The sequence below is a fragment of the Paenibacillus sp. FSL K6-0276 genome (genome assembly GCF_037977235.1).
Classification (GTDB): domain Bacteria; phylum Bacillota; class Bacilli; order Paenibacillales; family Paenibacillaceae; genus Paenibacillus_AQ.
Genome location: NZ_CP150276.1, coordinates 3,847,974 through 3,873,576 on the forward strand (window position 1 = coordinate 3,847,974; position 25,603 = coordinate 3,873,576).

The following is a 25,603-nucleotide window of genomic DNA, read 5'->3' on the forward strand; positions in this document are numbered from 1 at the left end:
TAAAATCCAAAGTCAGCGATGATTGTAAAGGTCGTTGATCTCTATTGCTCCATAGGTGCTTCAATTTTGTATCCCAGCCCTCTAATGGTCTTTAAATAAACCGGCTTTTTGGAGTCTTGCTCAATCTTTTCACGGATATTGCTGATATGTACCATGATACTATTATCTTCGTACACATAGAAATCTTCCCACACAGCCTCATATATTTTTTTCCGTGTAAAGACCCGACCTGGTTGCTTCATCATTAATTCCAGAATTTTGTACTCAGTAGAGGTAAGGACGACGGGTTCTCCTGAACGATAGAGCAGACACTGGCTTTGATCCAGCTTTAATTCTCCCAATACAATCTGTTCATCTGCCTTTTCTTCAACAATTTGTGCATCAAAATGATGTACTCGCCGCAGCAAAGCTCCCGCACGAGCTACAATTTCTAATGGATTAAACGGTTTAGAAATGTAATCGTCGGCACCGAGTTCCAGACCCAAGATTTTGTCGTAATGTTCGCTTTTTGCAGATAAAAACAACACCGGGAAATGATGAACCTCACGAATCTTCTTCAATAATTGCAGTCCATCTAAACCAGGCATCATAATATCCAGTATCGCTAAATCAATTTTATGGTTCTGAACTTGCATTAACGCTTCAGTACCACTGTTCGCTTCTACAATGTTGTACTCTTTCTCTAAATATAATCTCAATAACTCCACAATTTCTGCTTCATCATCTGCGATCAGAATCGTATACATAGTAATCACCCCAACTAACTATAATCCGCGATTATTAAACCCACCTAAATCCAATCTAAAGAATAGCTAAATCTTATAGCTGCGAAGCATATAAATTCTTATTTTTAAATAAAAATCGCACACAGGAACTCGTCCCATGTACGATCATAAATTTCCTGAAAAAAAACTTCATCTGGCAAGTATAAACGCCTTCGGCGTCCTAATTAAGGACGGTAAGCGTTTAAACGCGAAATATAAGAACTATTTATCAGAGAAACTTATAAATTCTTATATTTTTAAAAAGCTACTCCGATTCCACCTTCACCTGCATAGGTTCCCATAACCGGCCCCATACTAGAGAGTAAAACTTCTTTGAATGGGTGCTTTTGTAATATACGTTCTTTTATCTCAAGCGCCAACTTCTCACAGTTACTGTGTACAATAGCGATAACAGCCTTCTCGTAATCATGCTGCTTCTCATCCAAATGTGCAAGCAGACGGTTCAATGCCTTTGTAAGTCCCCGGGTCTTCTCGACTACTTCTACTGTACCCTCTTCGCTGATTTTGAGCAATAGTTTGATATTTAGCACAGAAGCAACCGCTCCTGATATCCGACTTAGACGTCCGCCTTTCATCACGTTCTCAAGTGTATCCAGTGTGAAATATGCGAGAACTTCGTCTACTTGCTGAAGCACCTTTTCCTTCAGTTCCTGCAGACTCGTACAAGTTAGTGACCACTTCGCCGCGAGGCCCACAATCAGTGACAATCCTCCTGAGAAGGTCTTAGAATCTATAACCTCTATCGCATTGGTGTGTCCTTCTTCTTGATACATTTCCATAGCGATCATAGCCGTCTGATAAGTGCTACTAATATTAGAGGACATACAAATGACCATAATATCAGTACCTTCCTCTACTTGCCTAAATGTCTCAAGGAATTGGTTTGGACTTGGACTTGCTGTAGTAGGCAGCTCCTTGGATACACTCATTTTAGCATAAAAGGTTTTCGTATCCGTATCCGCAGGCATTAGCTCATGCCCAAAATGAACCGGAAGATGAACCACGGAAACATTATACTTCTCCATGTAGTCAAGGGGTAGGTCGGAACCGCTGTCTGTTATGATCTTGATTGCCATAATATAAGTACTCTCCTTTCAATATCAGTACTATTATAGCTATCCCCAAATGAAATCTCCAGTAACCAATATAACTTGAAAATTCCTTTAATTTGTGCTTATGTCTTTCTTCCTTAACTTGTCCTAATATGATATGGTTTATGAATAAGCGTATAGGAATGGAGTGTATGTATGAGTAAGGGAAGAGTATGGAACAGAGGCAAACATGACGGTACAGGACTATCGAGGAAAAAACCAGTGGAACAAGAGGGTACAACTTCTACTGAAACAGAAACAACAGAACCTTCGAATGAACTTTCGAATTCCAGAATTGATACCGTAAAACCGATGAATCGTACAAACTGGGTAACACGGCCTACACGGGTCATCAATAGAGATTCCAAAGACAAACAATAACTTTGAAATGAAATAGCTTCAATTTCATTTTTGAGTAGGATAGACATAGGCACTTTGTGTGAACGCTCCGCGAACGGACTGTTGTTCCAATCGCTGTTGTCTCCAGATTTTTCATTTTTTCCCTTAGCGGTGAAAATCCGGAGACAGCATATGCTTTCGAAGCGAGCTTTCCTGCGGAAAGCTTTCGGGCGAACGCTACGCTTTTCCACAATCAGTCCGTTCTCTCCGCTGCTTTGAGCACTTATCAACCAAAAACGCAAAACAGCGATTCTCCTTTAACCAGAGAATCGCTGTTTTATTTATCTTTTTAAACTTCCAAAGTGAGAAATACTTTCCCGTTCGTAGAATAAAACATTATGCACGAGTGGAGAAAATGAACCTCTCCAGTGATGCTATATCAGTAATACTATGATTACATTCATCACTATCTATGCACACATATTGACCAATCGAGAAATAATCATCCGGCGAAGATTTCGCAAGCTTGGTCTTGACCGTGAAGAAGGCAAGCTGTTGCTGCCGATTACAGAACAGGCAATACCCCTTCTTGTTCGTCGGTGTAATCCTTCCCTCGATCCCGATAAACTGTCCTTCGAACGGATATACAATAAATAATTTATTGGTAGCAATATCTATCCAGCTCAGATACGTCATATATCGAAAGTCGATAGCTGATAAATCAGGTACCTTCAGTTTCTTATTCTTAGGGAATAACTTCTGAACCTGTTTCGGTGTAATCTGTGGAAAAGGATCTATATAAGACTCTAGTCCACTTAGATATTTCTGAAAATCGTATTGAGTCTCAAAAGTAGATAATTGTTGTAGCATTTGCTGCTGATTGTCAGTAAGCGTTGGAAAAGCTTCAATAACGTTCAATACTGAACGATATCTTACAGTCTCCAAGACTCTTCGATCCGCTACAGTTCGTAGTGTCTTTAGAAGGAAATCCGTTTGTTTCTTAATAAAATTATATTGATGGTTTCTAATAAATGGTGTATTCATTGCTCTTCAGCCCCTTATTTGTTATGAAAAATCCATAAGGTTCAAAGCCCATTATTAGAAACGATAATGTTAAGTTTGGGCGATCATCCATCCTATCGCACCTCACGCAAAGTATCGCCCTAATTTAGGCTTTGCATGAGGAACTTCTAGCTAATGGGCAAACCAGCATTAGCACAGTACCACCTCCAATTACATTCACGAAAAAAGTATATCAGGAATGTTTGGAATCGGCTAGGCCATATAGCCAAACTCTGCTTCATCTCTGGAGGGAGCTTCGCCATTTAGCTGCTTCAATAGTTTCTTCATTATGACCGAAGCTTTCACTTTGGTTTGAAGACACGGCGAAAGCTCAATTTCGTAGTTGCCTCGCTTAATCGCTTCTTTCAATTCCTCCACAGTAGCGCAAGTGGTATTCAACCGATTCAGAACGCTCCCATATTGCAGACATTGGTGACTGTCACTGCCGGCAATCACAGGTACACCTAGCTTCTCAGCAAAAGGCGTGCTCAGATTCTTTATAGCTAAGATAGAAAATAGATAGTTGCTATGGTTCGTTTCATTTTTCCTCATAATCTCAAAACTTCGTAAGTACAAGATACCCTCTCCCAACAACTTTTCTGTAATTCAGTAAGTACTTGCTACAGCTGAATCTTCAAAAATTGTGAATGAATGATCACGGGAACCATGAATAATTTACCTTCTTTAACAAACACTACGGAACAAAAGGAGGCTGATGTTTCATGTGTCAACGTTTTTCCCTGGCGGCCGAACTGCAGGATATTAGGGAGCATTTTGAAATTAACCGGGTGATGTACTACTTTAAAGACCGCTATAATATTAGCCCCACGCAAGATATGCCGGTCGTTTTGCAACAGGATGGTGAGCGAATTCTAGATGAGTTCCGCTGGGGATTCGTTCCTTATTGGGGAAAAGATGCGATCAATGCGGATCTCCGAAATGTGCATCAGAATCCAACCTACCGCAAGATGGTGGACAAGCATCGCTGTGTTATCCCGTGCAATGGATTTTACTATTGGAAAAAAGAAGGCAAGAAGACTTATCCAGTTCGGGTAGTCATGAATAATCGCAGTATGTTCGGAGTGGCTGGTCTATACGAAATTTGGCGTGATACGCGCGGGGAACCTCTTCGCACCTGCACTCTGGTCATGACAGAAGCTAACCCACTAATTGGTGAATTTGAGAGCCGGATGCCAGCGATTTTGTCCCCACAGGATATCACTCGATGGCTTGATGAGGAGACGAATGATCTGGAAGCACTGAATCCGATTCTGCGGCCTTATTCAGCAGATGAAATGCAGGTGTACCCGGTCACACCAATGATTAACAACAACAGGCACGACTCGGCTGAGTGTATTCGGGAAATGGATCTGAACGAGTCCTGGGTAAAGCCCTGAAATAATAGCAGCTTTGGATTAGAATACTCTAAAAATGAAGCAGCGATATGCTAAGGCTGGAACTAAAGCCTTAGTATATCGCTGCTTTTATTGTTAATGCCGCTCTTGAATTATCCAAGCATTGCGGCTTGTCGTTTGTACTGATCCTCCAGCACTAAACAAGCCATAGCCTCTACGACAGGTACAATTCTCGGGCAAATACATGGATCATGTCTGCCTTCGGTGCGTATCTCTCGCTCTTCCCCTTTGATGTTAGTCGTTTTCTGTGGCACAGAGATGGAAGAAGTAGGCTTTACACTGATCCGAAATACGATTTCTTGTCCTGTGCTAATCCCCCCGATGATTCCTCCGGAATGATTAGTAAGAAAACCTTCGCTATTCCTCGCGTCATTATGCTCACTCCCCAGCATCGTTGCCGCTTCGAAGCCAGCTCCAAATTCTATCCCTTTAACAGCGCCAATGGACAGCATAGCTTTCGCCAGTTCCGCATCCAATTTATCAAAGACCGGCTCTCCAAGTCCCGGAATCACGCCACGAATACGGCATTCCACAATGCCACCACAGCTATCTCCAACCTCAGCTAACCCCTCAATTTTTTTAATCATTTTGTCAGCTGCAATCGGATCACAGGCGCGGACAGCATTTTGTTCAATCACACCCTCATCGAAGGATTCACACTTTATACCTCCGATTTCTTGCGTGTATGCTACTACCTGTACACCTCTTCTCTCTAACAACTTACGGGCTATCGCACCTCCAGCCACTCTTGCCGCAGTTTCTCTACCTGAAGCACGTCCGCTACCGCGATGATCCCGAATACCGTATTTCTCTAAATAAGTAAAATCGGCATGACCCGGCCGAAAAGCGTCCTGGATCTCACTATACGCTTCTGGTCTCATATCGTGATTTTGAAGAACTACAAAGAGCGGCGTACCTGTTGTTTTCCCCTCGAATACTCCTGATTGTATGTGGACAACATCATATTCCTTACGAGGGGTAGTCACCGAAGATTGGCCCGGCTTTCTCCGATCCATCTGTTTCTGTATATACGCTTCGTTAATCTCTACGCCAGGTGTTACCCCATCCACTATGACCCCTACCGACACACCATGTGACTCACCGAAGGTTGTAATTTTGAACACTTCACCGAATGTATTTCCTGCCATTATATATGCACTCCTTATTTAGTATTGGACCTGTACGCCTAACGCTGACAAACGGTCAAAATAATCTGGACAGGTCTTTGAGACACAACCAGGGTCGATAATCTGAATATTCTCAATCTTCAAGCCGATTAAAGAAAGCGCCATAGCCATCCGATGATCGTCATGAGAATTTAGTAAAGCTGGGATTGGCTGACCCGGATATACCGTTAGACCATCCTCAAACTCTTCTACACGTATTCCGAGCTTACTTATTTCTTCACATATCGCGGCTATCCGATCACATTCATGATGTCTGATATGTGCGGCATCCTTTAGAGTGATTGGACCATCTGCAAAAATAGCCATAGCAGCCATTGTTAGTGTTTGATCCGACCACTTCTTCATACTCACTGTGAATCCACCCTTCATCCGTGGGACACCTTGCACTTCAACAAAGTTCTCCCCACGAAGAACGGTACAGCCCATTAACTCCAAAACGTCTAAGAACTCGATATCAGGTTGACTTGTAATGCTAGCATTAATCCCTTCAATTCGTACACGGCCTGCCGTAAGCGCAGCTACCGCCCAAAAGTAACAGCATGTGGATACATCAGGCTCTAAAGTGATCATGTGACCTTGATACTTTCTTGTAGGAACCGTTATCGATTGACCGTCCTGAGACGCTTCTGGTGTTACACCAAAGGAAGCCATCATGGCAAGAGTCATTTCAACATAGTCTCTTTGCACAACTTCTCCATCAATATACACGGTTACCGGTTCTTTGGCATACGGTGCAGCTAGCAGTAACCCACTAATAAATTGACTTGAAGTGGAGCCGGGCAGCGTCGCCTTTCCTCCTTGCAGACCTTTTGCCTCTATTGTAAAAGGTAAACAACGCTCGGCTTGTTTATACTCAAATTGTGCACCAAGGGTCGTTAATGCGTCGAGTAATGGCGCGAGTGGTCGCTCACAGAGTCGTTTACTTCCATTCATCGTCCAAGTGCCCGTCCCTGCCGAGAGTGCAGCGGGTAAGAATCTCGCAACCGTACCTACCGCTCCTACATATAGCTCACCAGTCGGATTCGGCCAGTTGCCGCCACATCCCTCCACAACAGCTGTCTCTTCTTCTATCACAACGGGAATCCCCAGTTTCTTTAATGATTCAATACACCAGTAAGAGTCATCACTTCTTAATATTCCCTTTATTTCTGAACGTCCATCAGCTAAAGCAGCGATTACCAAAGCCCGATTCGTCAGACTTTTGCTTCCTGATATGGTTATCGTCCCATTGATTACCGCTTTCGCTGGGCTAATCTTCACTATGTGTTTATCGCTATTCGTTGACCATGGAGAACGTGCTTCTAAGTCCGGTTGATTGGATTCCATTTCATCCACCCCTTTGAATTATTCCTCTAGCCTGATTATAATGAATGAAATGAAATAAATGAAATTGGATTTTTACCATAATGATATAGAGGTGATCTATACCACATGTTCAACTTGGAATGGTATCGTATTTTTTGGCAGACGGCACGTCATCGAAACTTAACAAAAGCTGCAGGGGAACTACATATTACACAGCCTTCTGTGAGTTATGCCATTAAGCAAATGGAAGAAGCCTTGGGACTGAAGCTGTTTCACAGGCTGTCCAAAGGTGTAGAGCTTACAGAAGAAGGGCGAGCGCTGTTCGAATATGTAGAACAATCCTTTTCCATGCTGGATTATGCACAGAAGCATCTTGAGAACTTGAAGCAACTAAATGAGGGAGAAATACGAATCGGGGCCAGCGATTATCTGATCAAGCATCTTTTATTACCGCAATTGAACACCTTTCATAGCGCATACCCAGGGATACGAATTCGTCTTTCACATGGAAAAACGCCAGAGATCACTGAGCGTTTAAAAAATGGTGAGATCGACTGTGCCTTTGTACATATGCCCCTCCACGACCCGCTGCTAAATATTCAAACGTTGGCTATGTTGGAGGATTGTTTTGTAGTAGGAGAAGCCTATCAAGAAATAGCGAGTCGTTCGCTAGCTATGAAAGAAGTGTCGCAGTTACCTTTAATCCTATTTTCTCAAGGGAGCAGCACAAGAGTATTTGTCGAGCAATGGTTTGCGGCTAAGGGCTTATCGGTGATACCAGATATCGAATTGGGGAGCATAGAACTGCTGGCAGAATTCGCTAGGTTAGGGTATGGGGCAGCTTTTATTAGCCGTTCTTTCGTGCAAGAGGATCTTCACAGTGGAAAACTTTATGAACTGCGCTTGGACGATCCACTTCTACCTCGCAGTATAGGCTTTGCAGTACGACGAGACAGAAAGCTGTCCGTTGCCGCTGAGCAATTCGTTCAGATGATTGATGCCCAGCTATAGGAGGGATTTTAGTTTTTGACGGATTGTAATATGAAGTGCGACAGCTAAACAGAGAAAGCCCATGGGGATTCGTGTAGAATGAAGTTACCACACACCATTCACACAAGGAGAATCACACCATGGGTTACACTCATCTTAGCATAACGGAGCGAAGCAAACTAGAAGTACTATACGGATTGGGATGGTCTAGTCGAGCGATTGGGGCAGAACTTGGACGTCATCACTCCGTCATTGCCAGAGAACGGAAGCGAGGAGGCAAGGGAAATACCTATCTTGCTGAGACCGCTCAGATCGCGTATAGCGAACGTCGACAAGGGAGTAAGTCGACAGGTCGTTTCACCGCGGAACTGGCCGGAGAGATCAATGAGAAACTCCGACTTACCTGGTCGCCCGAGCAGATTGCTGAACAGCGTAGAGCCAGTGGTCAACCCTTCGTATGCTTCAAGACGATCTACCGTTGGCTATATGCAGGTCGTCTGGTTGCAGGCGAAGTAAAGGTGCTACGGCATAAGGGTAAACGACGTAAACCACTGGAGACACGTGGTCGATTCCTCGTGGGGAAAACCATTAGTCAACGGCCAAAGGGAGTACGAAAGAGAGATTCCTTCGGGCACTGGGAACTAGATACGGTGGTTTCCAGCCGAGGAAAAAGCCGTGCTTGTGCCGCGACCTTTATCGAGCGCAAGACACGGATGTATCTGGCCGTAAAGATGCCCGACCGTACCGCTCATTCGATGGAGATCGCCTTTGGTGTTGTGGCTAGCCAGTATCCGCAAGAAACTTTCCGAACGGCTACTGCGGATCGAGGAAAGGAATTCGCCTGCTATAGCGCTCTGGAAGCCTTTCATGGACTGGATGTCTACTTTGCTGATCCCTACTCGTCCTGGCAACGAGGGTCTAACGAGAATGGCAACGGACTCCTTCGAGAGTTCTTTCCCAAAGGCCATGATTTTGCACAAGTTTCAGATGAGGAGCTTGCCCACGCCCTAGATCTCATCAACCACCGCCCCCGGAAATGTCTGGGGTGGAAGTCTGCTCACGAATCTTTCATGTCCGAAGTGTCGCACTTAGCTTGACAATCCGTCTTTTAAAAAAAGCTACCACTTGGTAGCCTAGCCTCAGAGTGTCAAATCCAAAAAAATCCTTTTTTTATGTATGTCCTTAAGTCAGTAATATTTCTTCTGAGGTACAAAGTTAGTTTTCTTTCATATTATAAAAATAAAACCCACAGTGAAAGGAATCTAAACTCATGAAATATTTGGATATACTAGCTAAATTAGGTATTGGGAATGCTCATCCTGGAGGGTTTACTGCAACTTTAAAGCAATTCGAACAATATCCTCTACCAATTGCCTCCCGAATACTTGAAGTTGGTTGTGGCACAGGCAGGACATCTTGTTATTTAGCTGCGCAGGGTCATGATGTAATAGGTATAGATATTCACCCAGATATGATCTCAAAAGCAAAAATGCGGGCTGAAAAAGAGAATGCTTCAATTCAATTCTTAGTAGGAGACGCAAGTTCGCTTCCTTTTCCTAACGAATCATTTGATGTGATTCTTGTTGAGTCTGTATCCATATTCACTGATACAGATAAGGCATTTTCGGAATATTATAGGGTTTTGCGGACTGGAGGCAAACTTTTTGACAGAGAAATGATCCAATATAAACCAATGTCTACAGAAATCATTCAAGAGATTACTACATTTTATCATGTTGAAAAGTTATGGGACCTTAGTGATTGGTCAGCATTAGTAAATACAATAGGATTCTATCATTCACAGATAGATGGTCCCTTCTTGTTTCCTAAGTCAAATGAGGATCTTATAGAGCATCCAGACCATTATCAACAAATGGATGTTGATTCCTTTCTTGACCACACCATCTGGGAAGTAATAGGTAAGTACAACAGAATAATGGACAGTTATCATCAATACATCGGATTTATTCTATTTATTGGAACTAAATAAAGTGTTGACTTGCCCATCAACATTTGCGAAGAAAGAACAATAGTCTTGGAACAATGACTATTGTTCTTTCTAATTAGCCTTGCTATTATACAAAGAAACAAGCAGATAATACAATTACCAATAAAATATAAAGAACCAATATTTCTCCAGTAGAAGTGAATCTTCCTCCAACTCCACAACTCATTGATTATCCCCCCCTTTTTGCTTCCTATGACATAATATGCGCCGCCATTCAGAAAGTATGGACTATAACCCAATTGATTCCAACCCCCTCTTTATTACAGCCCCTTGAAAGAAATATACGCTCACCCATATAACCAAAAAAACTCACAACCACAAGGGGTTGTAAGTTTTTTTGGTTATTTGTTAGACTTTTTTTAGAATTAAAAGGAAAGAATTCCCGAGGTATGGAGCAACACCAGGAACACCAGAATCGGCGCAACATACCGGAGCATAAACAACCAAACGCGGAACCATCGTGCCGAAAGTCCAGCCGCTTCCGCTGCACCTTTCCAGAAATAACCGGCAAAGATAGTAACCAGCAGACCGCCAAGCGGTAACATAATGTTAGAGGTAATAAAGTCCATCCAATCGAATAGCGCTTTGCCGCCAAATGCTAGCTCAGGGAACATTCCCAGTGACATCGCCGAAGGAATACTGAGTAGGAAACATACTAGAGACAAAATCCAAACTGAACGTTTCCGGCTCCAATTAAAGCGCTCCATCGCGAAGGATACAGGCACTTCAAGAAGGGATACGGCAGAGGTTAAAGCGGCGATTGCCAGCAAGATAAAGAACAGACCACCGAAGAACGCACCGAAAGGCATAGCCGAGAAAGCCGCAGGCAAAGCGATAAAAATCAGAGAAGGACCTTGGTCGGGAGCAATGCCAAATGAGAATGTCGTCGGAAAAATAATCAGCCCTGCGATAAAAGCATATAACAAATCTCCTGCACCGATTGCAAATGCAGCGGTACCCAGTGATTGTTTTTTATCAACATATGATCCGTAAGTCAGGAGAATCCCCATTCCGAGCGACAATGAAAAGAAGGCATGTCCCAATGCGACTAGCGCAGATTCAGCCGTCAGCACTGAAAAGTCCGGTTTGAGGAAAAAGGCTACTCCTTCGTTTGCACCCGGTAAGGTTACAGCGCGAATCATTAACACAATAAGAAGGACGACGAGGCCAGGAATTAATACTTTATTAAATTTCTCAATTCCGCCCGATACTCCAAGGATGACTATACCCGCCGTAATAAGGATGGCTATCCCCTGCCAAACAATCGGCATATATCCTGAGATAAAGGTGTTGAATTCACCTGCATAATTACTAGAACTGAACAGTTGTCCATTGAATGCAATCATCGCGTAGTTCAGTGTCCACCCTGCAACAATAATATAAAAGGAAAGAATTAGAAACGGTGCAAGGACTTGCAGAAATCCAACTGCCAACCAGCCCTTCCCGCCTCCGGATCGTATAAACGCGGTGGCCGCGCTTCCACGTCCGCTCCGGCCAATAGCCAGCTCTGCCAACAGAACGGGTAAACCAATCAACAACAAACATACAATGAAGAGAAGGAAGAACGCCGCTCCTCCATTTTCTCCTGTAATATAAGGAAATTTCCACATATTACCTAAACCTACTGAGCTACCGATGGCTGCGAAAATAAAGCCGGCGGAAGAGAAACGCTCGTTCTTCTCCGAGATAAGATTTTTCCCACCTTTAAATTGATTCATTCTTATGCCCCGTTTTCTTTTTTAGACCTCATTATAGCCTATGTTAGCATGTTCGTCACATGAAAATTTTCTGAATCATTTTAATATTTTCAATAAATATCCAATTAGTCATGCAATTCATTGCAACGAAAAAGGAGCCACATAGCCTAGTCATGGACTAGAACCGTAGCTCCTTTTTCAAACTCTTTTACTAAAAGAGATTATTCTTTTACAGCGCCAACCACAATCCCAGTTACAAAGTAACGTTGCAAGAAAGGATAAACCAATAGAATTGGCAATGCGCTTATGAAAATCTGCGAGGCCCGAATGGTTCGTTGAGACAAATTAGCAACAGCTGTCGGATCAAGCTTAGACATATCTGCCTGAACGATAATTGTCTGCATAAACGTCGCTAGCGGAAGCTTGTCTGCATCTCTAATATAGATGATACCGTCAAAGTAAGCGTTCCAGTGTCCTACCATAAGGAATAGAGAAATTGTCGCGATAACAGGTACGGAGACCGGTAAATATATTTTTATAAAGGTCTGAAAGTGCCCTGCTCCATCAATAAAAGCTGCTTCCTCAAGATCCTTAGGTACGGAACGGAAGAAATTCAGAAGCAAAATGATGTTAAATACAGCAACTAATCCAGGAAGAATAAGCGCCATCAATGAATTCATTAGTCCAAGCTTCAGAACTAGGATATAACTCGGAATCAAACCACCGCTGAACAGCATGGTAACGACAAAATACCAAAGATAGACGTTGCGTGCACGAAAGACTCGTGTTTCCTTAGACAGCGCATAAGCTGCAACCGTATTTACTACTAGTGCAAGTGCAGTTCCGAGTACTGTCCGCTGTACAGACACCCACAAAGAGGTAAGGAAATTGACATTATTAAACGTCTTTGCATAGGCTTCAAGAGTAAAGTCAATCGGCCAGAATGTGACTAATCCAGCATTAGCAGGTGCGGAAGAGCTTAGAGATACCATGAGTAAGTGATACAAAGGTAGCAAGCAGAGCACCGAAAGGATAGTCAGGCACACATTATTGATTATACTGAATATTCGATATGGAATTGTTTTATGGTACATCAGTTGTCATCCTTTCTAGAAAATTCTGTACCCTGCAAATCTATAAGCTAGCCGGTAAGAGACAACGATTAAGACCAAGCTGATTACCGATTTGAATAGATTAACTGCGGTTGCGAAACTGAACTGTCCGCTGAGAAGACCTTCTCTGTACACGAAGGTATCTATGATATCTCCCTGTTGATAGACCAATGGACTGTACAAGTTAAAGATCTGGTCGAAGTTAGCGTTGAGCACATTACCTAGTGCCAAGGTTGCGATAACAATAGCGATTGGAATCAACGCAGGAATTGTAATATACATCGTTTGTTTCCAGCGCCCCGCTCCATCCACTTCAGCAGCTTCATAGAGCGATGGATTTATACCCGAAAGTGCCGCTAGAAAGATGATCGTATTGAAACCAAACTCTTTCCAGACATCACTAGCAATGATAGTGAACCTGAACCAGTTGCCATCCCCTAGAAAGAAAATCGGCTTGATGCCGAATACAGATGTGAGGAATTGATTGACAATACCTGTCTGAGCAAGGATATCAATGAGAATCCCTGAAAGTGTAACCCAAGACAGAAAGTGCGGAAGATAAACGAGTGTTTGAATGCTTCTTTTAAGGCCCATATTCCGTACCTCATTAAGCAACAAGGCGAAGATGAACGGAATAATCAAATTCAAAACAATCTTGGAGCATGCAAAAAACAACGTATTCCATGTGATTTGCAGGAAATAATCATTCTCCCACATGTACCTAAAATGCTTAAGTCCGACCCACTCGGAATCAAAAAAACCTAGTGCAGGTTTATAGTCTTGAAATGCCATAAGAATTCCGGACATCGGAATATAAGAAAAAATAAAAACCATAATTGCCGCCGGCAACACCATTAAATGGAGACTCCATGGTTGATTAAAGCCTTTTTTTCTTTTTTTACTCGGCTGACTTTCTAGGCTCGCCTGCTGTATCGAGTTAACCTCCAACTTAGCCTCCATAGCTCTCTCCTATTCCCAAAAAAAATATTTTGTGTGTGATGGGGATCTCTGCTATAAATAGTATCAGGCGTTTCTTAGGTTTGACTATATAACATTGTTAGGGCTAGATAGGGTTTTATTAGGACATCATTTGGAGGGGCATTTATGAATTTATGGAAGCGCTTTACAAAACTTAGAGGAAACTTACAATCTCGATTTAGTCTGTTTGCCAAAATAAACAGCTTGATCATAATCTTGTTCATTCCCATCATTATCATGTATACCTTTTCAAATAAAGTCACCTTCGAGGTTGTAAGCAAAGAGTTGCAAACGTCCAATACGAAACAACTCACTTTTCTATCCAATCAGATTGATTCGCGAATTAATCAGATGATGGATTTCACCCTTATTCTTTCAAGAGATCCCAACGTCAGGGCATTCAACGGATTAAATATGTGGGATGATCGATATGATCAGATGCAGACAAGGTATATTATTCAGGAAAAGATGGTGCTTCAGACTGGGGTTACAGATATTTGGCCTACCAGATACGCCGTTCATTCACAGCAGAATAAAGATGTCATCGCCAATTACGACAGACCTGCTGGGTATGATGAGGATTATTTAAAAGCAAATATGAGTGGAAAATGGACGTATGGTGATCATAGCGTGGAATCTCAAGGCGATCTAAAATCCTTTTACTGGTTCTTTACGGATTCCTTAGCTCAGCCGGGGACTTTAACGGGAAGTAGCTTAGTCATTGAAGCCAGTTTCAGTTATAAGAACATTCAGAACATGCTAGATTCGTATAAAGCAGGTGGGCAAGGCAATCCGTTCTTCTATCACAAAGGGGATAAACCGATCCTGAACCGCAGCGCGGACAAGCAGCTATCAGATGAACTAATTCGTTATCTAGATAACCACTCTCCGGAAAATACAACCCAGGATGTAGTGAAACTGGATGGAAAGAACTATTTGGTCAGCTCTGTGAAGTCATCCTCTTTGGATTGGCATTTAATAGATGTTGTCCCTCTATATCAAATTCTCAAACCGATTTCTCTCAGTCGAGATTTATTCTATATCTCTATGATTCTGCTGTTAGGAGTGGGAATTTTCTCTTCGATTTTACTATATAGAAACGTTCAATCTCCCATCAAAAAGCTAATTAGTGGCTTACGGCACGTAGAGCAGGGAGACTATTCCATACGGCTTCATAGCAATGAGAAAAATGAGTTTTCGTTTCTGTTCCGTCGTTTTAATGACATGTCCCATCAAATTCAAGACCTGATAGAAAATGTATTTAATGAAAAGATCCGAGCTCGAGAAGCTACCCTGAAGCAGCTTCAAGCTCAAATCAATCCACATTTTCTCTATAACTGTCTTGGTTATATTATCAATATGGCCCAAATGAAAGATGAGGACGCTGTCGTCTCTATGGCTTATAATTTAAGTGCCTACTATCGTTATACCACCCGAATGGAACGGGAGACGGCTTCTTTGGATGAAGAAATCAAGCTCTTGGTCAACTATTTGGATATCCAGAAACTGCGCAATGGCAGAATTGAATATCATATTGATATTCCTAAGGATATGCTTAGCCAGTCTGTGCCACGCCTAATGCTTCAACCGATGGTGGAGAATTCTGTAATTCACGGAGTAGCGAAGTCTTATTCATCAGGTGAGATCAAAATTACTGGTGAGAAGTCAAACGGTTTCTGCAAAATTTATATTGATGACGATGGTCCCGGCTTGAATCCGGGTCAGCTAGAAGCATTAAATCGTAAAATGCAGCAGCCTTTGCAGGAGGAAATGGGTTGTGGTCTTTGGAATACGAATCAGCGGATCATTCACCTGTTTGGCAATCATTCAAGTCTGGCATTCAAGCCATCCCCTCTCGGTGGATTCCGAACAGAGATTATCTGGGAAATCCCATCTGAGGATGAAAGTTATAAATTAAAGAACCATCAAGGAGACTAACAACATGCAGATGATCATAGTAGACGATGAAGCACACTGGGTAGATAATCTTTCCATGACTAAACCCTGGCATACACTAGGAATCGAACATGTGCATAAAGCTTATTCAGCACGTGAAGCGCTACAAATTATTGATACGCATCCCATTGATATTGTAATTTCAGATATTCAAATGCCAGAAATGACAGGAATCGAATTGATAGAGCGGATAAGAAAACACAATAAAAAAATAAAATGTATTATATTATCCGGACATTCAGAATTCGATTATGCCAAAAAAGCACTCCAGAACAAGACCGTGGATTATTTACTTAAACCGCCAACTGATGATGAATTGCTCGGAGCAGTCAAAAATGCGATCAATCAATTGAACGCAGAATGGGAGCTCATAAGTTCTCTTAAGCGAACCCAATTCACCCTCCGGGAGAATCTTCCAGTTTTGCGGGGGCGATTGCTGCTTGATGCCTTACAAGGTCATCGATTTCAAGCCGGCGAATGGGAACGTAAGCTTGCGAGCTACAATCTGCCCTTCCATTCCGGAGAATGCGCTTTGATGCTTGTCCGAATGGAAGAAGAATTTGGAGAATTCGATAATACCGATCAAACCGATCAAACCTTGATTGAATATGCAATCATTAATATGGCTGAAGAGATTATGGGTGAATTTATGGAGGTCTGGGGCGTTAAGGAGGAACATGGATATCTTGTGTTTCTGCTTCAGCTTAAAGAAAAAGGAACCGACCTCGGAAAAGAATCCATATTAGAGAAGCTCTCTTTACAACTTCAGTATAAAGTTAAGCAATTCTTGAAAGGTTCACTATCCATTGTAATCACGGAATGGTTCAAGTTTCCTGAGCAGCTATCGAATCGTTTCCGTCAAGCCTCATCCTCTTTCCGTCAAATTGTCGGAGATGAGCGAGAATTCATTATGCGGGTCAGTGACTTGGAACTTCCTTCAGCGCACGGGCCCTTGGATGCTCTTTATACCCCTCCCACTTTGATTCATCTACTAGAGAGTGGACATTGGGATGCGGCTGAAGAGAAATTACTTGCCGTCTGTGCAGAACTGGATGAGAAATGGTCTGAATCCTGGGAGCATTGCATGGAGGCTGGCTTTTTAATTACGGCCTCCTTCACGAATCTCGCACATCGCAATGGTCATACGCTGGCAAACTTAATGGGGACCGATATCGAAGCGTTGCAGAGTGGGGATGCTTTTACCAGCATTAGTAAACTAAGAAAATGGTCGTTAAGTGTTCTAGCCAATCTAAAAGAAGGAACGTCCAACGAAATCAAAGACATACGTTCAGAGTATGTAAAGAAAATTCAAGATTATACGGATAAGAACCTACATGATGATGTATCATTACGTGTTCTGGCTGACCATGTAAATCTCCATCCGACGCATTTATCAAAAATTTATAAGATTGAAACGGGTGAAGGAATTAGCGATTATATCTCGCGTTTACGGATGGATCGTGCCTGTCATAAGCTGAAGACCACCTCTAAAAAAGTCTATGAAATCAGCATGGAGATTGGCTATATGGACCCTGCTTATTTTATCAAAGTATTCAAACGGCAGTTTGGGGTAACGCCGCAGGAATATAGGGACACAAAATAAATAGCATGATAGAGTCCTATCGAAACTAAAAATCTCATATAGATGACATCCCCGACAAGTTGTTAAAGTTACACTTGTAAAGATTATACACAGTAGGGGGAATTGAAGAATGATCAAGTTTAAGAAAATGTGGTCGCTACTCACGGTCACAGCACTTATCACTCTCACAGCATGTGGCAGTAGCGGCACGTCTAATGAGAACGCTAAGAAAGGCAATACAACTGAAAATACTCAATCCGAAGCAGATGCTGCTTTCGCAAAAGGCAAATACGATCCACCGATTGAGTTCAGTTCCGTATTGATGCCTAAGAAGTATGTTCAAGGTGATACCAAAGAAAACAACGTTCACGATCGCTGGATGCTTGAAACACTCGGCATGAAGCATAAAGATACTTGGTATCCTGCAAACGACGATCAATACAGACAAAAGCTTCAGCTAGCTATTGCTTCTGGCGAGAAACTGCCTGATTTCGTTTTTGTACCAACTAACGCAGTATTGACTAATCAGCTAATTGATTCCGGTCAGTTCATTGCCATCGATGAATTGTTTGATAAGTATGCCAATAAGATTCTGAAAGACCACGTTGCAGCACATCCAGAACTTTGGTACCCATTCACTAAAGACGGTAAGAAATATAATATGCCGATCCTTGAATATACCGACAATGATGATACGCTTCTGTGGTTGCGTGAAGATTGGATGGAAAAGCTGAATCTTCAGGCTCCTAAGACCATCGCCGATCTTGAGAACATCATGGACAAATTCAAGAACGAAAACCCTGATGGCTTAGCACCTAAAGATGTGTACCCGCTTGCAATTTCTTTGAAAAATAATACAAACACCTGGATGGGCCAACTCGACTGGTTATTCGGGGCATACGGTACGATTGAGGAACAGTGGAACAAAGACAAAGACGGAAATCTAGAGTATGGTTCAGTTAATCCAGGTGCTAAGCAAGCACTCGCGAAGCTTAGTGAATGGATGGACAAAGGTTATATTCACGCGGACTCCGCACTTTGGGATGAGGGTAAATCAGCTGAGAGCTGGACGAAAGGTGCAGCTGGTATTCTGCCAGGCGCAAACTGGGTTCCAGACTGGCCTGCTCCCGATCTTATAAAGAATGTACCTGGAGCTAAGATTAAAGGTTATCCAGTTCCTGCAGGACCAGATGGCTTGATTGGAACTAAATGGCAGAATTCCGGTGTGAACGCTAGTATCATGATAAACAAGGATGCTAAGCATCCTGAAGCGATTTTCTTATACTACAATTACTTGCTTGATAACTTAGCAAACCCTGCTGCAGGTAGTCAATATGAATATGGATTTGCTAAAGGTTACGATTGGGACATGATTGATGGAAAACCTACCAGTGATAAAGACAAAATTAAAGACTTCTCCAATGAATTCCCATTCTTAACAGGTCCGGCCCGTATTCCTGATCTGTTTATGAAGACTTTGGTTAAACTTGCTGATGGTGAGAAACCTGAAACACCTTATGAAAAACAAATGGCACAATTCCGTAAACCAGAAAACTGGGCGGCAGGAAAAGTTGTTATGTCGCAATTAGACATTCGCAAACAAAACTACTTTACTGGTGCTGCGACACCAACGATGGTTTCCAAATGGAACCTGCTTCGTCAGTCCGAAATGGAAACTTTCAACAAAATTATTTACGGTAAACTGCCTGTAGATGCCTTTGACCAATTTGTTGCTAATTGGAAATCTAATGGCGGTGACCAAATCACCAAAGAAGTTAACGATTGGTACAAATCTGTATCCACGAAATAAGCTTTAACAAACATAGAAACAAGCCGGAGCGTGCATTCGCTCTGGCTTGTTTTTTATAGAGTCCACTATCATTAAGTTAGAAGCGGCTTTCTTGCTTTAATTCCGACAAATTCAAATAGTCGAATTCCACAGTGCAGCCTTCACCCTGTGGAGATTGCGCGACAACACCTGCTACGTATTCAGCACATTCATTCATTCCAAAATAACGAATAAGCATCCAATTAGCCCCGTCCTCCGAATAGGAGAAGGTAACACAATTATTTTGCTTGGTTATGCGCAAATAAGGCTTGTCTACAGTAACTTGTACGGAGTAACAATCATCTGACACCCCCTCTCTTGTCACCACAGACACGATTATTGGGTGCTGTCCATTAAATTCAAAGCATAGCTTAGCCCAGTTCCGATCGTCCATCATAAGCATGAGGCAACCTGAATCATATATATGACGCATATCGACACGTACTCTAGTTGTCAATTCAAAGGAATCTCCAGCAGGTATAGATAAGAATGGCGCTGAGCTAGCGATATGTTTGCTTGACGGATCTTGAAAGAAATCTGATTTAGGAGGAGCAATTATTGTCAGTGCATCTAAAGCTGTAAACTCCCAGTAGTTGGGGCGATTCATCCAGCGTAGCTGTTTTCTTGTTTCATTTACAAATAAGTTTATAGTCATTCTTGTTCTCCTATCGTCAATGATTTTTTAACATCCTACTTTTACCTTTAAAATAGCCGTTGCCTCCTTCCTATTGATAAATTTGAACTTTATCTTCAAGACGTATAATCTCAATCTTTATTGTCGTAGACCTTGCTCGCTGCAAATTCTCCAGATCCTCTTGAACACTTAAGACAGAACCATCATTGATGAAAATAATTTTTGTGAAAGGTTCGACTGTCCTCATTAGGGACTCTGTAAAAAGGGGCAGGATGTAGTAATAATGATTTACTGGTACAATGATGGAATGGTTCATAATCATTACCTCCAAAGTTAAAATGAAAAGATTTCAATCCCTTGCGCCTGACACAGAAGCTTTTGAAACGCTACATATTAATATCTTAGATGACAAATTTTCCTTTCTTTGTAATAATGGCAGTCAGATTCTGTTTTTACAATTACTAATGGAACAATAGTGAGATAATTACATAATTTTCTAAAAATATTACCAATTGAACACTGTATCAATTTCATTCTTACATTCTTGAACATTATAAAAATCAAAAAAAGGGATAACTCCAAGGAGTTACCCCATGAAACAGTCATTCCTAGTCAGGAATGATAAAAGACACCGTAGTTCCCACGCCAGGAATACTTTGAATTTGCAAGCCACGTCCATATAATTGTGTCAATCTTCTATCCGTATTAAGCAGCCCAATGCCTTGATTCTTATGGCCTTTTGGATTTAGCAGCTCGCTGACTTGAGCTTCGTCCATTCCCATCCCTGTGTCTGCAACGTTAAAATGGACAGCATCCGCACGTGTCTCAATGTGAATACGCAGTGTTCCACCTTTAGCCCGACTTAAAACGCCATGTCGAACGGCATTCTCAACTAGTGGTTGAAGCGTTAGCGGAGGAATCAACATTTCAAGATTCGCATCTACTTCCCATTCCACATTGAGCCTCTCCTCAAAACGCTGCTGCTGGATATATACGTAATTTTCAACCAGTTCAAGCTCCTGTGATAGAGTAACGAGCTTGCCTGCATTTAAAAAGTCAAAACTAATGCGCAGATAAGTTGTGAACGCATCTGATAGTTCTCTCATTTTGGCAGTGTCAAAATCACTTAAGGACATGATCGAATTCAGTGTATTGAAGAGAAAGTGTGGATGGATCTGCGCTTGTAAATAAGCACCCTCCATCCTCAACCGATCATTGACCGCTCGCTTCATAGATGAAAGAGACAAGGCGCGATACTTCAATTCCATTGCATCTACCGGCTTGGTAACATAATCATTTGCTCCAGCTAAGAAGCCTGCATAGATATCTTCCCGCTCACTGCGAGCAGTCAGTAGAATAATAGGCAGTTCAAACATCGTAAACCGCTCACGAATCAATCTTGTCAGTTCATAACCAGACATACCTGGCATCATCACATCAGCGATGATTAGATCAAATCGATCATGGTTTAACATATCCAGCGCTTCACTTGCAGAAGTCGTAGTAACTATCTGATAGGTTCCTTCTGACAAAATATTTTGCAAAACTTTTAGATTGACCGAATCATCGTCAACCGCCAGAACACGAATAAAATCAGAGTCTGTATCCAGCTTTGAGAGTGGCTCTACTTCCTTCGTGGAATAAGTGGCAGCCACCATAGTAGATGTCTCAGCAGTGATCCACGTGCTGAATGGTGACAATGTTTCCGTATCTTTTTCTAATTGAGCATCAGGAATGAATGATTGAACACTCTCATTTACTACAGGTAATTTAAAGCTGAACTTACTTCCCTGGCCTGGCTGCGATTGCAGCAATAATTCACTGTCGTGCAGTTCGACCAACTCCTTACAAATACTAAGTCCCAGACCTATACCACCTTCGCCATAAGCCCCTTGTTCATAGCGCATAAAAACACGCTTTTTCAATGCCTCATCCATACCTACTCCTGTATCCGTGACATGTATCCATACATGCTCGTCCACTTGTTCTGCTGCCAGTTCAACCCTACCCTGTTCAGTGTACTTGAGCGCATTATGAACTAGATTAATCAGAATCTGTACCAATCGCTCCTCATCAGCATACACACGAGGCAGATCCTCATTAATATGCATGCTAAGCTCCACCTTCGTCCCACCGGTCAGGAAGCGTAAAATATCCAGCACCCCCTCAGCCAGTGACCTTACTTGCACCGCTTTTATGTTCATCACAATCTGTTTATCCTGCAATCTCACCACATCAAGCAAATCATTCAGCATGAGCGACATCCGCCGACTGACCATAATTAACAGTTCCATGTCACGTTGACTCTCTTCATCCAGCACATGTTTTTTTCTCGTTAACACGCTCTGGGCAATATTCATAATCCCATGCAGTGGAGTGCGTAGTTCATGTGACGTATTCGCCAGAAAACGATCCTTTAATTTGTTGGCCTCTGCCAGCTGAGCGTTTAATAATACATTTTGATGTGATTGATGAAAATATCTTCTAAACCAATAGGCGGAAAAAGTGACAAGAGCTGCAATCATATCTACCGGATAGAACATAAATTGTGAGGTTCCTGCGTAATAGACAGACCCCCACAACATATTATTTATTACAGCTAGCACTGAACATAACAAAAATAGAGCGCCCTCAGCCCGTAAGAACACCATTTTCGCAAAATAATACGCCGTCCAAAATAATGGAACATAGTACAAGATCTTATAGAACCCTTTTTCAATCGAATATAAAACGTTCTCTTCTGGGCCCACTACAATATATAGGGTGTAACCTATGACTATGAGGATGTAGCTATAAAAAGCCTTACCATTACGCTGATTACCCAAGAGCTCTCTGCCCATCAGGAATAGGAACAAACAGAAGCCTATAAATGAAAGAGCTTTTAGCTTCAACGTCCATCCAAAATCGACCTGAAGAAACCGGAATAACAATCCATTGTGCTTAACACCAACGGTCATAGCCGCTGTGACCAACATCAGAAAGAAAATAATCAACTCTGTTTTTCGCACATCCATCAAATAGATGATCAGCAAATACAACCCGTGAAGCAGAAGAATTACCACGACGATAAGCTGTAAGCCAATGGAATTCCAGTAGATTGTATCTACCTCATGTTGAATGCCAAACTCTACAGACCTAACAATGCCTCCTTTTAACGGAGACCCGTAATTTGACGCTCGAACAAACAGATCCATTTGGTTCTGATCTGTCGGGGCATAACTGATCAGGAATGACTTCGCGACAGAAACATGGCCTTCCTTCTCTTCAGATAACTTCCCGAATCGTGAGAGAACTCTTCCATTAATCTCCACTTCAGAAGCAGTATAGACCGATTGAAACCAAAAGCTAAGCGGCTCAGACAAGGGTTGATTCAGCAGAATACGCAAATGATAAGTTCCGTATCCATATGCCTTCTCTTGATCTGCTGGATTAAATTCAGCAGTCCAGTTACCCGGTACCTGAAGCCTCTGCCCCTTCGTAGCGTTGTCGATATTGGTAGCATTCACCCATTGCTCAGGATAGAATTCCCATTCACCATCCAGCGGAAACGAGCTTAGTGATTCAATGTCCACCCCACGTAAATCTAACACGCCTTGCTTCACAGTAGGTGGATTGGACAACGAAAAATGATTATGCCAGCCCCATCGCACAACAAGCAACAGTCCGATAAATACTACTATGTATAACATATGACTTAACTTAATCTTATTCTCCGAAGTTCTCATGAACGCCTCATTCTCCGACAAATTTAATAGTGCTATATTCCCATCTTCCACTATTGAACATTATAGTCTGATTATACTATAATATGAGGTCTGTGAACGTAAGTAATCCGAGTTTCAAAGGACAAAAAAAGGAAACTCCAAATTGAGCGGAGTTTCCATTTTTAAATTACAATGACTCACTACTCTTATTCATTAACATTTCTACCATTTCTTGATAACCCCTATTTTGTGCATGCTGTAAGGGACTAATTCCATTAGAATCTGCAAGATGAATATCAGCACCATGATGAATTAACAGTTGAACTATAACCTGATGTTCTTTGCCTCCATCGCCCAGTATGATAGCTTCAAGTAATGCAGTCCAACCAAGATTATTGACATGATCAATATTGACGTCAGAACTTGTAAGAAGTTCTTCCACAATGTCCACATGACCACGGTCAGCAGCAGGAATAAGCGCGGTTCCCCCAAACCTATTCAGAATAGATGTATCGGCGCCTGCAGCAACAGATACCCTCACAAAATCAAGCATACCTTCAGCTCCTGCATAGAGAAGAGGATTATCTGAGCGGTTGTCGCGAATATTGATGTTGGCACCTTTTTCAAGCAATAATTTGAATATATCCAGTTGATTCGTGTGTACAGCGATCATAGCCGGCGTTCTACCCTCATTGTCTGTAGCATCAATATCTGCACCATCTGCTAATAGTTTTGTTATAAGATCCTTATCTCCTTGACGAGTAGCAGCTAACAGTGCTTGGTTCAACTTATCCATTTCATTGTTCACCTCCTGAGTTGATTGCTGCCCTTGGTTGTTTAACACCTTGAAATCATTTGTCTGACATCCTGTAATAAAGAGGATGAGTGTCAACACGAGAAAGCGCATGGCAACCAACACCTTTCATGTAGATTCTCCTTATTTCGAAGTAAATGTTGCTTGGGAAGTTACCCATGCGCCCAGTGGTGTTACAGTATACGCTGTACCTTCAGCCAATTTACCGTTATTCGTAATATCAAATATGCCTACGGCACCTTTACGACTGGAGAATTTATACGTTGCAACCAATTTGTCTCCGTTTCGATCGGTTAGTTGTACACTACGACCCGAAAACAATTCATCCCCAGGGTCTTGAGCCAAAGTTACATTAATGGATGTTCCGCTGACAGCTTCCGCACCAGAGATTTGCAGTCTCTGGATTGCAGGTTAAGATCAAATTGAAGGTCTCCCTCTTGAATTCGTTCTGCGGAATCCCTTAACTTGTTCAGTGGCTTAATAACACATTCGCAACCACAAGAACGCCAATCAATATCAACAAAAAGATCGGTAACAGCCTCCGTGTGAGTTCCGCAAAAGGACTATGTTCTTTGATGACGAAAACACTGCCTTTCGCCCCATCCGAATATTTAAAGTCAAATTTGGCATATCTATAAAATCTTTCTTTGATATTAAACGTGTTACGAATCTGATAGTTATTCAGATCGTAAGGAGGCAAAGCATCCTTTAATTCAGGTTGATTGAAGGTCGCGATTCAAAAACAGGGTCATTCAATCGCCTTACAAATAGTCCCGCTTTCTCTGTCTTTAGCATAAAATCATATTCTAGTAACAAATCCTTGTTCTGTAATTCATCCGGGTCATGTTTGGCTAAATACTTTAATTCTAAAAAAATAGATTCTTCTTGCTCCGACAACGGATTTAATTGATAGTGCACTTTATAAAAATCCCGAAGACTGTGAACATCTCCTGTAGAAGCGATTGTAAATAATGCTGCCGTCATTACGATCATAAGTAAACTAACAACTAACATTCCCGTATAAGATAACAGTAATTTTATCCGAATCGACACGACTTCTCCCCTCTCACTAGCATTGGATACTCTAAATAGTCATCTCGTATTTTAGTGAAATAC

23 protein-coding genes and 1 pseudogene are annotated in these 25,603 nt (G+C 42.0%); 8 read left to right on the forward strand and 16 right to left on the reverse strand.

Translation table 11 applies throughout. From position 1 onward, the window contains the following. Positions 1-41 precede the first annotated feature (41 nt). Together MHH52_RS18160 and MHH52_RS18165 are read right to left on the reverse strand one after the other, a co-directional pair. On the reverse strand, positions 42-746 hold the full coding sequence (locus MHH52_RS18160; RefSeq protein WP_313637750.1) for a response regulator transcription factor: 705 nt from the start codon (positions 744-746) through the stop codon (positions 42-44). A 275-nt stretch (positions 747-1,021) separates the two neighbouring features. After that, complete coding sequence (locus MHH52_RS18165) at positions 1,022-1,861, reverse strand: DegV family protein (protein WP_340003894.1); 840 nt, start codon at positions 1,859-1,861, stop codon at positions 1,022-1,024. A 171-nt stretch (positions 1,862-2,032) separates the two neighbouring features. Between MHH52_RS18165 and MHH52_RS18170 the strand changes: the two genes are divergently transcribed. Further along, positions 2,033-2,257 (forward strand): hypothetical protein, encoded by a 225-nt coding sequence (locus tag MHH52_RS18170; protein WP_313637746.1) that lies wholly within the window; start codon positions 2,033-2,035, stop codon positions 2,255-2,257. A gap of 354 nt (positions 2,258-2,611) precedes the next feature. Here MHH52_RS18170 and MHH52_RS18175 read toward each other — a convergent pair whose 3' ends face one another. Together MHH52_RS18175 and MHH52_RS18180 are read right to left on the reverse strand one after the other, a co-directional pair. After that, complete coding sequence (locus tag MHH52_RS18175) at positions 2,612-3,259, reverse strand: FusB/FusC family EF-G-binding protein (protein WP_340003895.1); 648 nt, start codon at positions 3,257-3,259, stop codon at positions 2,612-2,614. A gap of 231 nt (positions 3,260-3,490) precedes the next feature. After that, positions 3,491-3,829 carry a PHP-associated domain-containing protein gene (locus MHH52_RS18180; RefSeq protein ID WP_340003896.1) on the reverse strand — a complete coding sequence of 113 codons (339 nt, stop codon included), beginning with the start codon at positions 3,827-3,829 and terminating at the stop codon, positions 3,491-3,493. 170 nt (positions 3,830-3,999) lie between these two features. On the opposite strand from MHH52_RS18180, the gene MHH52_RS18185 reads away from it, so the two are divergent. Continuing rightward, complete coding sequence (locus MHH52_RS18185) at positions 4,000-4,674, forward strand: SOS response-associated peptidase (protein WP_340003897.1); 675 nt, start codon at positions 4,000-4,002, stop codon at positions 4,672-4,674. A 110-nt stretch (positions 4,675-4,784) separates the two neighbouring features. Here MHH52_RS18185 and aroC read toward each other — a convergent pair whose 3' ends face one another. Beyond that, a complete protein-coding gene (aroC, locus tag MHH52_RS18190; protein WP_340003898.1) occupies positions 4,785-5,840 on the reverse strand; it encodes a chorismate synthase in 1,056 nt (351 codons plus the stop codon). A gap of 18 nt (positions 5,841-5,858) precedes the next feature. Further along, on the reverse strand, positions 5,859-7,205 hold the full coding sequence (aroA, locus tag MHH52_RS18195) for a 3-phosphoshikimate 1-carboxyvinyltransferase (protein WP_340003899.1): 1,347 nt from the start codon (positions 7,203-7,205) through the stop codon (positions 5,859-5,861). A 105-nt stretch (positions 7,206-7,310) separates the two neighbouring features. Between aroA and MHH52_RS18200 the strand changes: the two genes are divergently transcribed. From MHH52_RS18200 to MHH52_RS18210, 3 genes are all read left to right on the forward strand, one after another. Continuing rightward, positions 7,311-8,195, forward strand: coding sequence for a LysR family transcriptional regulator (locus MHH52_RS18200; RefSeq protein ID WP_340003900.1), 885 nt, complete (start codon positions 7,311-7,313; stop codon positions 8,193-8,195). 119 nt (positions 8,196-8,314) lie between these two features. Continuing rightward, positions 8,315-9,271: an IS30 family transposase gene (locus tag MHH52_RS18205; protein ID WP_340003901.1), complete on the forward strand. Its 957-nt coding sequence runs from the start codon at positions 8,315-8,317 to the stop codon at positions 9,269-9,271. A gap of 173 nt (positions 9,272-9,444) precedes the next feature. Further along, the gene (locus tag MHH52_RS18210) at positions 9,445-10,164 is read left to right on the forward strand and encodes a class I SAM-dependent methyltransferase (protein WP_340003902.1); all 720 of its coding nucleotides are present in this window, start codon (positions 9,445-9,447) and stop codon (positions 10,162-10,164) included. Positions 10,165-10,249: 85 nt separating this feature from the next. Here MHH52_RS18210 and MHH52_RS18215 read toward each other — a convergent pair whose 3' ends face one another. The 4 genes from MHH52_RS18215 to MHH52_RS18230 all read right to left on the reverse strand — a co-directional run bounded on the left by MHH52_RS18215 (position 10,250) and on the right by MHH52_RS18230 (position 13,951). Further along, positions 10,250-10,348 carry a sporulation protein YjcZ gene (locus MHH52_RS18215; RefSeq protein ID WP_082651031.1) on the reverse strand — a complete coding sequence of 33 codons (99 nt, stop codon included), beginning with the start codon at positions 10,346-10,348 and terminating at the stop codon, positions 10,250-10,252. 199 nt (positions 10,349-10,547) lie between these two features. Then, positions 10,548-11,900, reverse strand: a complete 1,353-nt coding sequence (locus MHH52_RS18220; RefSeq protein ID WP_340003903.1) for a sodium-dependent transporter — start codon at positions 11,898-11,900, stop codon at positions 10,548-10,550. A gap of 200 nt (positions 11,901-12,100) precedes the next feature. Continuing rightward, complete coding sequence (locus tag MHH52_RS18225; protein ID WP_340003904.1) at positions 12,101-12,973, reverse strand: carbohydrate ABC transporter permease; 873 nt, start codon at positions 12,971-12,973, stop codon at positions 12,101-12,103. Positions 12,974-12,988: 15 nt separating this feature from the next. Further along, positions 12,989-13,951, reverse strand: a complete 963-nt coding sequence (locus MHH52_RS18230) for an ABC transporter permease subunit (RefSeq protein ID WP_313637730.1) — start codon at positions 13,949-13,951, stop codon at positions 12,989-12,991. 144 nt (positions 13,952-14,095) lie between these two features. Here MHH52_RS18230 and MHH52_RS18235 point away from each other — a divergent pair, with 144 nt between their 5' ends. From MHH52_RS18235 to MHH52_RS18245, 3 genes are all read left to right on the forward strand, one after another. Next, the gene (locus MHH52_RS18235; RefSeq protein WP_340003905.1) at positions 14,096-15,907 is read left to right on the forward strand and encodes a histidine kinase; all 1,812 of its coding nucleotides are present in this window, start codon (positions 14,096-14,098) and stop codon (positions 15,905-15,907) included. Between the two features lie 4 nt (positions 15,908-15,911). Then, entirely contained in the window at positions 15,912-17,528 is a 1,617-nt protein-coding gene (locus tag MHH52_RS18240) for a response regulator (RefSeq protein ID WP_340003906.1), read from the forward strand. 109 nt (positions 17,529-17,637) lie between these two features. Beyond that, on the forward strand, positions 17,638-19,317 hold the full coding sequence (locus MHH52_RS18245) for an ABC transporter substrate-binding protein (protein WP_340003907.1): 1,680 nt from the start codon (positions 17,638-17,640) through the stop codon (positions 19,315-19,317). Between the two features lie 76 nt (positions 19,318-19,393). On the opposite strand, the gene MHH52_RS18250 is transcribed toward MHH52_RS18245, so the two are convergent. The 6 genes and pseudogenes from MHH52_RS18250 to MHH52_RS18275 all read right to left on the reverse strand — a co-directional run bounded on the left by MHH52_RS18250 (position 19,394) and on the right by MHH52_RS18275 (position 25,540). Further along, positions 19,394-19,990, reverse strand: coding sequence for a DUF1349 domain-containing protein (locus MHH52_RS18250; protein ID WP_340003908.1), 597 nt, complete (start codon positions 19,988-19,990; stop codon positions 19,394-19,396). A gap of 70 nt (positions 19,991-20,060) precedes the next feature. Beyond that, positions 20,061-20,285 carry a hypothetical protein gene (locus MHH52_RS18255; RefSeq protein ID WP_340003909.1) on the reverse strand — a complete coding sequence of 75 codons (225 nt, stop codon included), beginning with the start codon at positions 20,283-20,285 and terminating at the stop codon, positions 20,061-20,063. Between the two features lie 292 nt (positions 20,286-20,577). After that, positions 20,578-23,694 carry an ATP-binding protein gene (locus MHH52_RS18260; RefSeq protein ID WP_340003910.1) on the reverse strand — a complete coding sequence of 1,039 codons (3,117 nt, stop codon included), beginning with the start codon at positions 23,692-23,694 and terminating at the stop codon, positions 20,578-20,580. A 166-nt stretch (positions 23,695-23,860) separates the two neighbouring features. Further along, complete coding sequence (locus MHH52_RS18265) at positions 23,861-24,469, reverse strand: ankyrin repeat domain-containing protein (protein WP_313637716.1); 609 nt, start codon at positions 24,467-24,469, stop codon at positions 23,861-23,863. Positions 24,470-24,610: 141 nt separating this feature from the next. After that, positions 24,611-24,883 (reverse strand): annotated as a pseudogene (locus tag MHH52_RS18270) (S-layer homology domain-containing protein); the annotation flags it as partial. A gap of 312 nt (positions 24,884-25,195) precedes the next feature. Further along, on the reverse strand, positions 25,196-25,540 hold the full coding sequence (locus tag MHH52_RS18275) for a hypothetical protein (protein WP_313637714.1): 345 nt from the start codon (positions 25,538-25,540) through the stop codon (positions 25,196-25,198). Positions 25,541-25,603 lie beyond the last annotated feature (63 nt).